Source organism: Chryseobacterium gregarium DSM 19109, from assembly GCF_000430845.1.
GTDB lineage: Bacteria > Bacteroidota > Bacteroidia > Flavobacteriales > Weeksellaceae > Chryseobacterium > Chryseobacterium gregarium.
Genome location: NZ_AUMU01000008.1, coordinates 1 through 13913 on the forward strand (window position 1 = coordinate 1; position 13913 = coordinate 13913).

A 13913-nucleotide genomic window follows, 5' to 3' on the forward strand; every position below is an offset into this window, starting at 1 on the left:
GGCTTCAGTATCCTTTTTAGTGGGCCCTGAGGGATTCGAACCCCCGACCCTCTGGGTGTAAACCAGATGCTCTGAACCAACTGAGCTAAGAGCCCCACTATCTTGTTTCCTCGATTAGAGTGGTGCAAATATACGACTTATTCAGAAATCTCCAAATTTTTTTCTAAAAATTCTCCGACAACAAAATTACTTCCGCCAATAAAAATCATTTCCCCGTTTCTACATTGTTCTTTTGCAGACAGATATGCTTCCTGTACGGAATTGAAAATTTTATAGGAAATTTTTGCCTGCTGCAACAGATCTTCATAATCTTCAGGGTGTCTTCCTCTAAAAATAGAGGGTTTTGCAAAATAGAAGTCAGAATTTTCAGGCAAAATTTTCATTACATCATCAATCTTTTTATCATTAACAAACCCCAGAATAATATGTTTATGCCTGTTTATGGAATTCAGCTGATCAAAAACATACTTCAGGCCCGCCTGATTATGCCCTGTATCGCAGATCGTGAGCGGACTCTTTGAAAACTCAAACCACCGGCCTATAAATCCGGTATTTTTATGGACGTTTAAAAGCCCGTTTTCAATATTTTGATCGGAAACGGTATAATTCATTTTTTTCAGCTCATGAATTAAAGCCAAAACCACTTTAATGTTTTTCTTCTGATAATTTCCTTCCAAATCAGATTTTAAATCCGTTTTTAACAGGGTGGCGTCAATAAAAGGAGAGTTCTCCGTTTCTGCTTTCTTTTTAAGAACAGCTTTTATTATTTCGTTTTCGTCCCCGGAAACTACAGGGATGTTATTCTTTATAATTCCGGCTTTTTCTCCGGCAATTTCTTCAAGCGTATCTCCTAAAATATTCTGATGATCCAACTGAACATTAGTAATTGCCGTAACCAACGGGTGAATAATGTTGGTCGAATCCAGTCTTCCGCCCAAACCGACTTCAATGATAGCGAAATCCACCTGCTGCTGGCAGAAATATTCAAAGGCCATGATGGTAGTAAACTCAAAGAAGGAAGGATGGATATCATCCGGAAGGTTTTTCAGTTTCTGAATAAAATGATACACAAATTCTTTATTACAGTTCTTGCCGTTCACTTTGATCCTTTCTGTAAAGTCAATAAGATGTGGTGAATTATATAAGCCTACTTTATATCCTTCTTCCTGAAGCACCGAAGCCAGCATATTGCTTGAAGACCCTTTGCCGTTAGTGCCGCCGATATGAATGCATTTTATTTTTTCTTGTGGGTTTCCGAAAAATTCGCATAGTCTTATAATATTATCCAATCCTGGTTTATACGCTTTCTGTCCTTCAAGCTGGTAATTCGGAGCCTGTACGAAAAGCCAGTCTACAGCTTCCTGATATTGTTCGATAGTCATGCCACAAAATTCTCAAAAGTTTCATACATATGAAACAATAATTTTCTGAAACTGTAACTTTTTTATATTTGGTTCGTCTAATTATAAAAAAGCGTAACATGAAAAAAGTTTTGACTATTATTTTGGGATTATCTTGCCTGGCTGTCAATGCCCAGAAAAAATGGTCTTTGAGAGAATGTGTAGACTATGCGACCACACATAATCTGCAGGTGATCCAAAATGAATATTCAAAACAAATGCAGGATCTTAACCTCAGAATTGCAAAGAAAAACTATCTTCCATCCGTTTCCGCAAATTTAGGAAACAGTGTGAGTTTCGGCCAGGCTTCCTTAGGGACGGGAAGTATCCGGAATGACAGGTTCAGCAACAATGCCAATCTTAGTGCCGATATTCTGGTGTACAATAACGGGCGGCTTGAAAAAACCATTAGAAAAACAGAATTTGATGTAGAGGCCAGCCAGTATGATATTGAAACCATTAAAAATGATATTTCCCTTCAGATTGCCCAGCAATATTTAACGACACTTTTAAATAAGGAAATTGTGAAAATTTCCCAGTCTGCCGTAGAGAATGCAAAGAAGCAGTATGACAGAGCAAAAATAACCACCAGTGTAGGAACAACCGCTCAAACCATTCTTGCAGAAGCGGAATCAGGACTGGCAAGGGAAAAACAAAATCTAAAGACTGCAGAAATTAACGTAGGAAGAAGTTTATTTGCTTTGGTCCAGCTGCTGCAGCTTCAGGAATATAAAGATTTTGATGTTGAAGATGTCGATGTTCCGGATCAGCTGGAACCTCAGCTGAAATCTGTTGATGAAGTATTGACGACGGCTTATGATAACCAGCCTCAGATTAAAGCGGCGGAAAGCAGGATAAGATCGGCAGAAGCTCAGACGGAAGTGACGAAAACAACTTTCTGGCCAACGTTAACGGCAAGTGTCGGTTTTGGAACCTTCTATAATAATTTATTGAACACGAACAGCAATGTCGGGTTTTTCCCACAATACAAAGATAATTTTGGGCAACAGGGCGGTGTAAGTTTAAATATCCCGATTTTTAACAAGGGGATTACAAAGCTTCAGGTTGAACAGTCGAAACTGAATGAAAATATTGCCAAAGTAACGATGCAGCAGCAGAAACAGATTGTGAGGGAGAATGTTCAGAAAGCCCAGTTTGATGTTGATGCCAATTACGAGATTTATTTATCTGCCGTTCAGGCTGAAAAAAGCACAAAGCTGGCGCTGGATTTTGCTGATAAAAGTTATGCGGCAGGGAGGTCTACAATTTATGATGTTAATATAGCGAGAAACAACTATGCCAATGCGCAGGGTTCTGTGGCCCAGTCTAAATTTAATTATCTTTTCAGCCTTAAACTGCTGAACTTCTACGCAGGAATTCCTTTAAGTTTATAGCATGTCTGTCCAGTCTTTAGAAAAATATTTACCACAAAATACGCTTCAGTATTTAAAAGATTGGTTTGCAGATTATTATATCCATATAAAAGTCACACGAAACAGGAATTCCAAACTGGGAGATTACCGTAAGCTTCCGGATCATTCTCATGAGATCACCATCAATTCTACATTGGTCCCGCAGCTTTTTTTCTTTGTGCTGACCCATGAGCTGGCCCATCTTATTGCTTTTGAAAAATATGGAAGAACAATTTCTCCCCACGGAAATGAATGGAAAGAAACTTTCAGGCAGATGCTGTTGCAAAGCATTAATGTTTATGAAGAAAACCTGAGACCGATTATGGTGAAATTTTCAAAATCTCCGAAAGCCAATTTCATGGCAAGTCCCGATCTGGTAAAATATTTTCATATTGAAAATCAGGATGATAATCTTATATTTATTGAAAAACTGGAAAAGGGAGATTTCTTCATATACCGGAATGAAAAGTATTTGTTAGAAGGTCTTATTAAAAAAAACTATCTTTGTAAGAACCTGGCTACAGGAAGGAAGTACTCTTTCAAGCCTTTGGCAAGGGTGGAAAAATACACTTAAGAATGTCAAAATCAAATAGATATTGCGTCATTATGGCAGGAGGAATCGGCAGCAGATTCTGGCCTATGAGTACACAGAAATTTCCGAAACAGTTTCAGGATATTTTAGGAGTAGGCCGTACCATGATTCAGCAGACCTATGACCGCATCAGCAAAATCATTCCTGATGAAAACATATTCGTCATTACCAATAAAGAATATGTAGAGCTTACTTATCAGCAATTACCTGAAATCTCTCAGGAAAATATAGTAGGGGAACCTTTACTTAAAAATACGGCACCCTGCAATCTTTACATGGTCAATAAAATTGCAGAAATTGATCAGGATGCCACCATGATAGTTCTGCCTGCGGATCATCTGATTCTGAAAGAAGAAATTTTTTTGGAAAAAGCAAAGCTTGCCTTTGATCTTGCTGCTGAAAATGAATATCTCGTTACCTTGGGGATCACCCCTACAAGGCCTGATACAGGATATGGGTATATCCAATTTGTAGACAAGCATGATTCTGATTATTATAAAGTAAAAACATTTACTGAAAAACCTATTCTGGAGATAGCAAAAAGCTTTCTTGAAAGTGGTGATTTTTTATGGAATGCAGGAATTTTTATCTGGAATGTGAAAAGCATTCATCAGGCATTTGAGGAACACCTTCCGGAAATGACCCAGCATTTTATGGCCTGCGAATACAATACCGACAGTGAAAAAGGCTGTATTGAAATTATTTATCCTAAGGTTCAGAAAATTTCCATCGATAACGGTATTTTAGAGAAAGCGAAAAATGTCTATGTGATTCCTGCTGATCTGGGATGGAGCGATCTGGGAACCTGGACTTCAGTATATGAAAATGCGGATAAAGATGATAATCAGAATTCGGTAAAATCCAAGCAGCCTATCCTTACCTACAATGCCAAAGGAAATGTAATACGGCTGAAAAATACCAATAAGGCAGTGATCATTGACGGACTGGAAAATTACATCATCGTTGATACGGATAAAGCATTGCTGATTTGTCCCCGAGATCATGACCAGCTGATCAAGGATTACGTTCTGGATCTGAAAAACCTGAAGAAAGGAGACAAATTCATGTAAAATAATCGGATGCTTTCTGCGTTGTTGAAATATGGTAAGATTTATATACAAAGTCAGGGTGTTGAGCTTCATTTTCCTGGGTGTGTTTTTATATTCACAGGAAAAGAAGCCGTTTTATGATGTGGCAAGCGTCCTGCAGAATATCATCCCTGAGATTAAAACGGATTCCTGGAGTCTGATTCATCAGAATTCCGGAAAAGACACCGTGATAAAATCATCATCAGCCGATAAGAATTATACTTCTCAATCATCAGGATTCAATGTCGGGATAGTAGAAGAAAACGAGTTTTATTATATTGTATATTTTCTGGGCGGGAAAACTGAATATATTAATGATCTGGAGGGACTGAAGAAATTTGTAGGAAAAGTAAACAATATTCACGATGCTGCCGTTTTTGCTGCAACACAAGGGTATATTATTGATGAAAATTTCAGAGATGTCGCAGGAAATTATTATGAAGATCCATCTAATTATTATCTGGATCTGGGTAAGCTTACCTCGAAAGAATGTCCTTATCAGAAAAAATATTTTACTTTAACCGTCAGTAAATCAACCGGAAATATTTCCGGGGTAAAAGACAATGGGCCTTATATCGAGCTTTATAATAAAAAGTGTACAAATAATCCAAGGCTCTTAAAAATTGAAAAGAAAGAAGAACCCAAAGATGAGCCTAAAAAACCAGCCAGATCCCCAAAGCGCAGATAAATTTTATGAAACGGAAAGACTGATCATGCGCCCGATGTCATTGGAAGACGGAGAATTTATCCTTGACCTTTACAACCGGCCTAAATTTATCAAATATATAGGAGACCGGAATTTAAAAACGGTTTCCGATGCGGAAAACTATATCAAGAGCAGGTTTCTTCCGCAGTTTGAGAAGCTGGGTTTCGGAAATTACGTGATTATCACTAAAGAAGGGCATCATAAAATCGGTGGAGTGGGGATCTTTGAAAGGGAAGGTCTGGATATTGTTGACATCGGTTTTTCGCTTCTCGATGAATTTGAAGGAAAAGGATATGCTTACGAGGCGGCATTGAAAATAAAATCCATCGGCATGAATGATTTCGGATTACAGAAGATTTCTGCCATTACCACAAAAGATAATTTTTCTTCTCAGAAACTGATCGAAAAGTTAGGGTTGAAATTTCAGAAGTTTGTTCATATTCCTGATGACCTGGAAGAGTTGATGTATTACGAAACGGAATAATTCTCAAACGCAATAAAATAAGACAATTAGGTTTGTCATCCCAAATAATCTGCACAAGGTGTAAATGACTTTGTTTGGATCCTTTCAGGATGACAGACGGTATCTGATAAAACGCTAAAAATTAAGATTTTGTTTTAATTGCTTCCCAGAATGATAAGAGATAAAAGTTATCCTTCTAAAATCTGTTCAGCAGCCGTTTTTGAAGTCACTTTTTCAATCACTCTCGTACAAATTCCTGTTTCATCGAAAATAAAAGTGGTCCTTACAATTCCCATATACGTTTTTCCGAAGGTCTTTTTCTCCTGCCACACCCCGAACTTCTCAATAATATCATGGTTTTCATCAGCGATTAAATCATAACGAAAAGCAAACTTGCTGTGGAAGTTTTTCTGCTTTTTAACAGAATCCCCGCTTATGCCCAACAGCTGAAACCCTGCTCTTTCAAGCTGAGCATAATTGTCGCTTAAATTACATGCTTCCACCGTACAGGTAGGCGTATTAGCCTGAGGATAAAAGAAAATCACTGATTTTTTCCCGATCAGGTTTTCTGACTGTATGGTTTCTCCATCCTGATTTATTCCTTTAAATGTTGGTAATTTGTCTCCGACTTTCAGCATAATAATTTAATTTTGTTCAAATTTAACGGATATATGACAAAAAAGCAAAGAGCTGCACTCGTTCAGCAGGAATTGGAGAAATTATACCCGGAAGTTCCTATTCCGCTGGATCATACCAATCCTTTCGCTTTAATGGTAGCGGTGGCACTTTCTGCCCAGACCACGGACAAAAAAGTGAACCAAGTAACACCCAATCTTTTTAAAGTGGCCGGAACTCCTGAAAAGATGGCTGTATTGGAAGTAGAGGAAATCAGGGAGCTGATTAAAGAAATCGGATTATCCAATACCAAAGCCAGGAACCTGAAAAGAATGGCCGAACTTTTACTGGAAAGGCATAACGGAGTAGTTCCTCAAACCTACGAAGAACTGGAAGCTTTACCGGGAGTCGGGCATAAAACCGCCTCTGTGGTGATGAGCCAGGGCTTTGGCTTTCCCGCTTTTCCCGTTGATACCCATATTCACAGGCTGATGACCCAGTGGAAGCTGACATCCGGTAAAAATGTGATAGAAACAGAAAAAGATGCAAAATCCATCTGGCCTGAAAGTGTCTGGAACAAGCTCCACCTGCAGATTATTTACTATGGAAGGGAGTATTCTCCGGCAAGGGGAAAAGGCGAAAAAGACTTTATTACAAAAATGCTGTTTGAAAAATAAAAATTCAATTGACAGCCGCAAAAATTTTTCTTCATGGAGTTGGCTAAAATTCAAAGAAGGTTTGACAGGATGTCGGAATAATGATTTAAAAATTACCCCACATCCAATAATCTCCTGTGATAATTAATTTGTCCCACATGATAACTCAGATGCCCGAACAGATGGATAAGGAAGTATTCAGTGGTCATTATATACCCTAACGGCTCGGTAGGATAGTCTTTTTTAAGATCTTCTTCCATGATTTTGTCAAGTGAAAAAAGGATAACATCAATCGTTTTTTCTATCTGTTGAATAAGTTCAGGCCGGGGGATATCTTTTAATGAAAATTCTAAATCCCGCTGTCTTACATATCCTGAATTTCCAAGCTGGGCTCCGATATAAGTGTTGAGGTTCCCCACCAGATGAAGGCACAGGTTTCCCGCAGAATTTGAAATGTTTTTATCTGTTTTCCAGAGGATTTCCTCATTTTGATACGCTTCGATTTCTGCTTTTAATTTATTTAAATCTCTTATATAGAGCGACTTTAAACTTTCTATGATCATTTTATTACTGTTTTAAAATATCCTCTGAAATTTTTTTTAACCAATGAATCCACATCTGTCTTATAATCAATAAAACCATAAATGCTGTCATGTTTTTTAATTGACGTTTATTAAGAACTAGTTTTTGATAAACGGGCTTTGAATTAATGAATTTGATTTCACCTTTTAAGGTCTTGGGATCAATATCATTAACTTAAAATTGATCATTAAAAACCTTTACTAAAATGCCATTTCCAAAGTAACCATTGTCATTATTCAGCCAAATATTAATGGTATCGTCGCTGTATGCTGCTTTACATTTATAATTTTCAAAATAAAATGACCTTCTGTTGTAAGAAAATGCATCATAATTGCTTGCTTCCTCGACAATATAAGCGGTTCTTGCTGTACTCTCAACTTTCTCACTGTTAAATAATTTCAACTCAGGGTATTTTGATAAAAGTTTGATTGTATCATTATCAACCAAACTCTTATCAATAGTTATTTTTTTAAACTTATTTAAATCCCTTTTCTCTGTTTCACAGTTAAAAAAGAGAAATAGAGTAAGAATTAAAATAGCTTTCATGAAATTATTTCTGCTTCTTTGCCCAAAGCTCCATCTTCCTGTTCAGCACATCCAAAGGAAGGCATCCTTGACTCAGCACTTCATCATGAAACCTGGCCAAGCTGAACTTTCCCCCCAATTCCTTCTGGTATTTCTCTCTCAGTTCACGGATTCTTAAAGATCCGATTTTGTAGCCCAAAGCCTGTCCTGGCATCGCCATATACCGTTCCACTTCTGCGGTTGCGCCGGCTTCGTCATAAGAGATATTGCTCAGGAAATATTTAATAGCTTCCTCTCGCTTCATGGTTCCGGTATGCAGGCCGGTATCCACAACCAGTCTCACGGCCCTCAGCATCTGGTCGCTCAGATAGCCCATTTTCTGATAAGGATCAGTGTATAAACCAAATTCAGGGCCTAACGTTTCGCAATAATGCGCCCAGCCTTCACCATAAGCACCGAGCCAGCCGAATCTCATGAATTTCGGAAGTTTGGTATTTTCCTGCTGAAGAGAAACCTGGTAATGATGCCCTGGAATGGCTTCATGTAAGAAAAGCGATTCCATTCCTGAAGTGACATTGAATTTCGTTGGATCGGGAAGAGGAACATAAAAGATCCCCGGCCTTTTTCCGTCAGGGGTTCCCTGAATATATTCTGCGCTGGCACTTGCTTCTCTGAATTTTTCGGTTTGGCGGATCTCAAATTTCGTTTTCGGGGCTACGGAAAACATGGTTTTCAGCTTTGGGGTAATTTTAGCCAGAATCCCATTGAATGCACCTATCACTTCTTTTGATGTGGTATAGGGCATTGCTTTCGGATCTGTTTTTACGAAGCTGATAAATTCTTCCAGTGTACCGGTAAAACCTACCTGCTGTTTTACTTTTTCCATTTCTGCTCGGAGCATTGCAACCTGCTGCAGCCCGGTTTTATTGATGGCTTCGGGAGACTGATTGGTGGTGGTCCAGCTTTTTACGTAGTACTGGTAAATTTCCTTTCCGTTCGGCAGATTGTTATAACCGTCTGTATCCCGGGCTTTAGGCAGATATTCTTTTTCCAGGAAATCACCCATTTGGGTGTAGGCCGGAATAATTTTTTTGGTAATCACCTCTTTATAAGATGCTGAAAGCCTTTCCTTCTGCTCTTTGGTGAAATCTTTCGGGAAGCTTTTAAGGGGTCCGTAGAAAATATTTTTATCCGGATCGGCTGATATGATCTCTTCCGCCCTCATCTGCGGAATCATTTTAACAACCAGTTTCTTAGGGAGCACGACTTTATTGTTTATTCCTTCACGGAAGTTGTCTGTGGCGGTATTCATCCAGTCCGGGAATTTCTCCATTCTCTTCAGCCAGTCGCTGTAATCTTTTTCTGTTTTGAAAGGCTGGCTTCCCTGTCCGCTCCCGTACAAAGGGAAATTCAGAGGGAGCCCTCCAAACTGTGTAAACGGAATGTATTCCGGATGATAGGCATAAGCTTCAATTTTATCTTTTAACGTATAGTCCAATACATCATAAACCACTTTATTTTCATCAGAAAGGCTTTTATAATCAACATTTTCAAGCTGTTTCTGCACCGAATGATAAAAAGCCACTTCTCCTGAAATAAAATCTTTGTCAATGGTAATCGGAAGCTGGTCATTGTATCTCAGATCACCTTGTGAAGTAGCCTCCAAAGGGTAGAGTTTTAAATACTGCTCATAATAATTGGATGCTATGGAATCCAGATTGGAAGGGGTTACTTTCGTTAAAGGGGAATCCGACTTTTTGCAGGAAGTAAGACCTGTCAGTAAGCTTAATCCTAAAATACCTTTCAATACAATGTTTTTCATTTTTTCAGAATTCTTTTTAAAGCAAATGTAAATATTAAAAGAATATAAGTGGCAAGAGTTGGCACAGATAATCATTTTACAGGCTATTCATTCAACAGGGCAAGAGGAAGATATCCGTGATCTTATAAATTATAAAGGATTTTTTAAAAATAATTTTCAAAAAATTCTTCACATTCAATCTATTGTTTATCTTTGTTGAAAACGTTTAACAATCATAGTATTACAGCTCTTTTTTAAGAAATAATGAAAGGGATTTTAAAAATTTACCATCCGGACGAAACGCTAAAGTACAATATCAGACACACTTATTGTAAAGCGGTTTACAGCAACCAGCAGCATTTATTAGAGGTTGAAATACTTACGGATGACAGCCTGGATCATGTAGATGATGATTCTCTGCAGTACAACTTTCCGCAACTTTCACTTGAAGTTTTTGATTTTCCTCTTGAGTCGGAAGAAATAGAAGGGAAAACAATCAGGATCAATGATTCTGAGGAAGATACTTTTACGGAAGTGGACTTATTCGACGATGAAGATGCTTTCATCTATGATAACGAGCTTCAGTTCGAAAGAAACGAAGAAGATGTGCTTCAGGTAATCTGGAAAGGAAAGATTGATGATTTCTATACAGGCTCTGACGTCCCGATTCCTTTCAGGATGAAATGTGAATTTAAGCAGGATGAGATTGTGGTAGACGAAGACTAGAAATCTATCTCCGATAATTTATATTAAGGAATTTCTTTTCAAAAATGATTTGAAAAGAAATTTGTTATTTTGGAAAATGATGGATTTTAAGTCGCTTTTTAAGCAATTTTTAAGATAACATTTCATAATATTCCATTACATTTGTCGTTACAACTTTTATAAAAATACATATTAATGCTGTTAACGGAACTTACTCAGATTTTATTTGCCCAGGTAACAACATCTGCAATGGCAGAGGCACCCAAGAAAGTATTTTCATTCTGGGAAATCATGTTTCACGGAGGAATATTCGCAAAAATAGTAATGGTGACTGTATTGTCACTGGGGATATTCTCCGTATATCTTTTCTTTGAGCGGTTTTTCTTCATCAAAAGGCTGACCTCAAAAACGGATGCCGATTTCATGAACAACATTGAAGATTTCATTAAAGAAGGAAAGATTGAACCCGCGGCAGATTACTGCAAAAGACAGAATTCGCCGGAAGGAAGAATTCTGGAGAAAGGAATTTCAAGATTGGGACGTCCGGTTTCTGATATCGTCAGCGCAATGGAATCCCAGGCACAGGTTGAAGTGGCCAATATAGAGAAAAATCTGAACCTTCTGGCCGTAGTACCCAGTATTGCTCCGATGCTCGGGCTTTTGGGAACAGTAATCGGGATGATTATTGCATTCTTTGATTTATCCAATATGGAAGGGGCGTTTTCCCCGAAAACACTTTCAGAAGGGATCTATACCGCGTTGGGGCAGACGGCAGTCGGTCTTGCCGTAGCTATTCCTGCCAATTTTTTCTACAATATTCTTTTGACGAGAATTGATAAGTTTGTACTGAAAGCGCAGAATATGTCCGGTGAATTTTTAGATTTAATCAACAAACCTTTATAATATTTCAATGAAAATTCAGAGAAAAAATAAAGCCCGTCCGGAATTCAGTTTAGCCGCGATGACAGACGTCATCCTGCTGATGCTGATCTTCTTTATGATCACTTCCTCTGCCGCCAATCAGAGTGCGATTGACGTAAAGCTGCCGAAAACAGGAGCTGTTGATGATAATATACCAAATCCGCTGACAGTAAGCATTAAGCCTGACGGATCCTATTTTGTGGATGATAATCCTGTGAACAGGGGAGATCTGGAACAAATGATTGTGAATAAACTTGCCAGCCAGACCAATAAATCCTTTACCATAAGAGCGGACGAAAATACCATGCATAAAGACGTGGTTTTTGCGATGGAAATTGCTGAAAAGCATAAATTTAACATTGCTATTGCAACTGTTAAAGATAAATAAGAAGATCATGTAATGATGAGAAGCAATATTATAAATAAAAACGAAGAAAACAGAGACCGGATAAAAAGCGCACTGCTTTCTGTCCTGATCTGGTCTGGCATCCTGTTGTTTGTTTTTTTATATAAATTGAAACCAAAGCCTCAGGAACCGGAACCGGAAGTGGTGACCACCATGCTGGTGAACTTCGGTGACAACAGGAACGGAAACGGAATGGAAGAACCTGCCGACCAGCCGGGAAGTTTAGCAGCACCGGCGGAAGAAATTACTTCCGACCCTTTAGAAACTGCTGTTCCTGAAACCAAAACGGTTATTGAACCCCAGCCTCAGCCGGAAACTAAAAAATCAGAAGCGAAAGAAAAAATCATTACCGGAAATAATACTAAAGTGACGATTCCGAAAAAAGAGGAATCAAAAGATAATAAAAAATCGACAGCCGGTACAAGTGCTGCGAAGACCACTAAAAAATCAGGAGCGGCAACCGCCAATTCAAAGACCGGGAACGGTGACGGAAAAGGAACGGCAGCTATCGGCAATCTGATCAGAGGAAGAGGTACGAAATCCGGAAGTCAGGGTGACGGGGAAGGAATCGGAAATGCCGGAGACCCTCTAGGCGGCGACGGAAATGGCGACAGTAAAGTAGGCATCGACCGTAAACTGGTCAGATTTATTCCCGGGACTATGGGCAGAGGCGGCTCTCAGCCAGCTAACAGCTGTACTGCAAGCGGAACCATTACGGTGGCTTACACGGTAGATAAAGCAGGCAATGTAGTTTCTGCAAGAAGATCAGGCGGAACCGCCGATCCCTGTATCACATCAAACGCTGTCTCATGGGTGAAAAAATACGTGAAAGCGGAAAAGTCCGCGGTATCTTCTACCGGGACGTATAAAATTACTTTCTAAAAAATAAAAGCACTTTACTTTATTCAAGTGCTTTTTTTATTTCATTGATTCTGTTGATTACCGGAAGCGCGAAAATCCCGCTGGTCTGCAGGTACCGTTCGTAGAATGTTTTTGCCTTATCTAAAAAGTCATTGTTATGTTCCCCTCTGCCTTTAAAATAAAAGAGATTCCCCAACATTTCGTAATAATCTTTGTGATCCCTTTCCTGTCTTTCATTGACGATTCCTATGATTTCTTCTTTCGGTTTTGAAGAAATTTCCGTGAAGTCCATTTTGAAAATATCTTTCATTAAGGATTCGAAATCCAGTTCTTTCTGCATCAGGCTTTCTTCAGGTTTGTCTAAAATCAGTTTTTCCAATGCCTGAGATAACTGTCGTATTAATCTTAATGTGAATTCTTTATCGGTGATCATATATATTAAATTAAAAGTTTAAGTAATCTTCTGTACGGGTTAATTCGCTCCATCGTGCAGAAAGGAATTTCGCATAATGGACCGGTGAAATCCCGTACGTTCCTAATGAATGCCCATCATTCACTTCTACCAAAACAGTTTCATTATTTTCATTAATACCGAAATCAAGTGCATACGAATTAGGTTGAGATGTAAACTGCTCAATCGCATTTTCTACAGTTTTACATCTAATTTTGTGTCCCAATCGCCTTTGTATCTTCTGATATCCAGAATTTCTTTATACCGGATAAAACAGCGCCATTCCGTTTTAAAGTCAATTCGTTCGGAGCACCAGATTTCTGTATCTTTTTCCTGATCAATTAATCCCAGGAAATCTATTTCATGGCTGATAATCTTTCCTGCAAATAATTTAGTCTCTGTTTTGGGTTTGATGAAGATGTTCCGGCTCTTTTTATCCTTAAATATTGTATTGATTATGGATTCCCAGATCTTTCTTCTTAAAAACAGCTTTAGTTCTTCGGGATAATCTATTTCCTTATCAGGGTGGATTATATTCAGATTTTTAAGCCTTTTTCTCACATTTCCGATTCCGCCGACAACAATATGTTCAGGATTACAGTCTGGAATCTCATCTGCATCCGTGAATTTTTCAGTTTCAAAACCAAAATTCCTGAATCCTTCATACGCTACAAATGCATTGACATTATAGAATTCTCCGTTTTTATCACTTTGGATATAGGCTTTCAT

At 38.4% G+C, this 13913-nt stretch carries 16 protein-coding genes, 1 tRNA gene and 1 pseudogene; 10 read left to right on the forward strand and 8 right to left on the reverse strand.

From position 1 onward, the window contains the following. Window positions 1-20: 20 nt before the first annotated feature. Both H561_RS0109695 and H561_RS0109700 read right to left on the reverse strand, forming a co-directional pair. Window positions 21-95, reverse strand: a tRNA-Val gene (locus H561_RS0109695). 42 nt (window positions 96-137) lie between these two features. Then, complete coding sequence (locus H561_RS0109700) at window positions 138-1382, reverse strand: bifunctional folylpolyglutamate synthase/dihydrofolate synthase (RefSeq protein ID WP_027386809.1); 1245 nt, start codon at window positions 1380-1382, stop codon at window positions 138-140. 98 nt (window positions 1383-1480) lie between these two features. Between H561_RS0109700 and H561_RS0109705 the strand changes: the two genes are divergently transcribed. From H561_RS0109705 to H561_RS0109725, 5 genes are read left to right on the forward strand one after another with little or no spacing between them, the layout of a single operon-like run. Then, window positions 1481-2794, forward strand: coding sequence for a TolC family protein (locus H561_RS0109705; protein ID WP_027386810.1), 1314 nt, complete (start codon window positions 1481-1483; stop codon window positions 2792-2794). 1 nt (window position 2795) lies between these two features. Then, window positions 2796-3386: a SprT-like domain-containing protein gene (locus H561_RS0109710; protein ID WP_027386811.1), complete on the forward strand. Its 591-nt coding sequence runs from the start codon at window positions 2796-2798 to the stop codon at window positions 3384-3386. 2 nt (window positions 3387-3388) lie between these two features. Next, window positions 3389-4474, forward strand: a complete 1086-nt coding sequence (locus H561_RS0109715; RefSeq protein WP_027386812.1) for a mannose-1-phosphate guanylyltransferase — start codon at window positions 3389-3391, stop codon at window positions 4472-4474. A gap of 31 nt (window positions 4475-4505) precedes the next feature. Continuing rightward, window positions 4506-5180, forward strand: a complete 675-nt coding sequence (locus tag H561_RS0109720) for a hypothetical protein (protein WP_027386813.1) — start codon at window positions 4506-4508, stop codon at window positions 5178-5180. Next, the gene (locus H561_RS0109725; protein ID WP_051349355.1) at window positions 5140-5682 is read left to right on the forward strand and encodes a GNAT family N-acetyltransferase; all 543 of its coding nucleotides are present in this window, start codon (window positions 5140-5142) and stop codon (window positions 5680-5682) included. Before H561_RS0109720 ends, H561_RS0109725 begins: the two co-directional genes overlap by 41 nt. A gap of 167 nt (window positions 5683-5849) precedes the next feature. On the opposite strand, the gene bcp is transcribed toward H561_RS0109725, so the two are convergent. Next, a complete protein-coding gene (gene bcp / locus H561_RS0109730; protein ID WP_027386815.1) occupies window positions 5850-6299 on the reverse strand; it encodes a thioredoxin-dependent thiol peroxidase in 450 nt (149 codons plus the stop codon). Window positions 6300-6332: 33 nt separating this feature from the next. Here bcp and H561_RS0109735 point away from each other — a divergent pair, with 33 nt between their 5' ends. Continuing rightward, window positions 6333-6953: an endonuclease III domain-containing protein gene (locus tag H561_RS0109735; RefSeq protein WP_027386816.1), complete on the forward strand. Its 621-nt coding sequence runs from the start codon at window positions 6333-6335 to the stop codon at window positions 6951-6953. A gap of 92 nt (window positions 6954-7045) precedes the next feature. On the opposite strand, the gene H561_RS0109740 is transcribed toward H561_RS0109735, so the two are convergent. The 3 genes from H561_RS0109740 to H561_RS0109750 form a co-directional block, all read right to left on the reverse strand. After that, window positions 7046-7495, reverse strand: coding sequence for a DinB family protein (locus tag H561_RS0109740; RefSeq protein ID WP_027386817.1), 450 nt, complete (start codon window positions 7493-7495; stop codon window positions 7046-7048). A 193-nt stretch (window positions 7496-7688) separates the two neighbouring features. After that, window positions 7689-8060, reverse strand: a complete 372-nt coding sequence (locus H561_RS0109745; protein ID WP_027386818.1) for a hypothetical protein — start codon at window positions 8058-8060, stop codon at window positions 7689-7691. Between the two features lie 4 nt (window positions 8061-8064). Beyond that, window positions 8065-9861, reverse strand: a complete 1797-nt coding sequence (locus H561_RS0109750; RefSeq protein WP_027386819.1) for a DUF885 domain-containing protein — start codon at window positions 9859-9861, stop codon at window positions 8065-8067. 243 nt (window positions 9862-10104) lie between these two features. Between H561_RS0109750 and H561_RS0109755 the strand changes: the two genes are divergently transcribed. From H561_RS0109755 to H561_RS0109770, 4 genes are all read left to right on the forward strand, one after another. Next, window positions 10105-10566, forward strand: a complete 462-nt coding sequence (locus tag H561_RS0109755; protein WP_027386820.1) for a hypothetical protein — start codon at window positions 10105-10107, stop codon at window positions 10564-10566. A 174-nt stretch (window positions 10567-10740) separates the two neighbouring features. Then, the gene (locus H561_RS0109760; protein WP_027386821.1) at window positions 10741-11448 is read left to right on the forward strand and encodes a MotA/TolQ/ExbB proton channel family protein; all 708 of its coding nucleotides are present in this window, start codon (window positions 10741-10743) and stop codon (window positions 11446-11448) included. Window positions 11449-11455: 7 nt separating this feature from the next. Continuing rightward, window positions 11456-11854 (forward strand): ExbD/TolR family protein, encoded by a 399-nt coding sequence (locus tag H561_RS0109765; RefSeq protein WP_027386822.1) that lies wholly within the window; start codon window positions 11456-11458, stop codon window positions 11852-11854. Between the two features lie 15 nt (window positions 11855-11869). Continuing rightward, window positions 11870-12754 carry an energy transducer TonB gene (locus H561_RS0109770; RefSeq protein WP_027386823.1) on the forward strand — a complete coding sequence of 295 codons (885 nt, stop codon included), beginning with the start codon at window positions 11870-11872 and terminating at the stop codon, window positions 12752-12754. 19 nt (window positions 12755-12773) lie between these two features. On the opposite strand, the gene H561_RS0109775 is transcribed toward H561_RS0109770, so the two are convergent. Then, the gene (locus H561_RS0109775; protein WP_027386824.1) at window positions 12774-13166 is read right to left on the reverse strand and encodes a hypothetical protein; all 393 of its coding nucleotides are present in this window, start codon (window positions 13164-13166) and stop codon (window positions 12774-12776) included. 10 nt (window positions 13167-13176) lie between these two features. Beyond that, a pseudogene (locus H561_RS22345) lies at window positions 13177-13913 on the reverse strand (ATP-grasp domain-containing protein).

Bases quoted from the DNA above. Each gene is read 5' to 3' on its own strand.
- H561_RS0109700 (WP_027386809.1), bottom strand. From the start codon at position 1,382: ATGACTATCGAACAATATCAGGAAGCTGTAGACTGGCTTTTCGTACAG.
- H561_RS0109705 (WP_027386810.1), top strand. From the start codon at position 1,481: ATGAAAAAAGTTTTGACTATTATTTTGGGATTATCTTGCCTGGCTGTC.
- H561_RS0109710 (WP_027386811.1), top strand. From the start codon at position 2,796: ATGTCTGTCCAGTCTTTAGAAAAATATTTACCACAAAATACGCTTCAG.
- H561_RS0109715 (WP_027386812.1), top strand. From the start codon at position 3,389: ATGTCAAAATCAAATAGATATTGCGTCATTATGGCAGGAGGAATCGGC.
- H561_RS0109720 (WP_027386813.1), top strand. From the start codon at position 4,506: ATGGTAAGATTTATATACAAAGTCAGGGTGTTGAGCTTCATTTTCCTG.
- H561_RS0109725 (WP_051349355.1), top strand. From the start codon at position 5,140: ATGAGCCTAAAAAACCAGCCAGATCCCCAAAGCGCAGATAAATTTTAT.
- bcp (WP_027386815.1), bottom strand. From the start codon at position 6,299: ATGCTGAAAGTCGGAGACAAATTACCAACATTTAAAGGAATAAATCAG.
- H561_RS0109735 (WP_027386816.1), top strand. From the start codon at position 6,333: ATGACAAAAAAGCAAAGAGCTGCACTCGTTCAGCAGGAATTGGAGAAA.
- H561_RS0109740 (WP_027386817.1), bottom strand. From the start codon at position 7,495: ATGATCATAGAAAGTTTAAAGTCGCTCTATATAAGAGATTTAAATAAA.
- H561_RS0109745 (WP_027386818.1), bottom strand. From the start codon at position 8,060: ATGAAAGCTATTTTAATTCTTACTCTATTTCTCTTTTTTAACTGTGAA.
- H561_RS0109750 (WP_027386819.1), bottom strand. From the start codon at position 9,861: ATGAAAAACATTGTATTGAAAGGTATTTTAGGATTAAGCTTACTGACA.
- H561_RS0109755 (WP_027386820.1), top strand. From the start codon at position 10,105: ATGAAAGGGATTTTAAAAATTTACCATCCGGACGAAACGCTAAAGTAC.
- H561_RS0109760 (WP_027386821.1), top strand. From the start codon at position 10,741: ATGCTGTTAACGGAACTTACTCAGATTTTATTTGCCCAGGTAACAACA.
- H561_RS0109765 (WP_027386822.1), top strand. From the start codon at position 11,456: ATGAAAATTCAGAGAAAAAATAAAGCCCGTCCGGAATTCAGTTTAGCC.
- H561_RS0109770 (WP_027386823.1), top strand. From the start codon at position 11,870: ATGAGAAGCAATATTATAAATAAAAACGAAGAAAACAGAGACCGGATA.
- H561_RS0109775 (WP_027386824.1), bottom strand. From the start codon at position 13,166: ATGATCACCGATAAAGAATTCACATTAAGATTAATACGACAGTTATCT.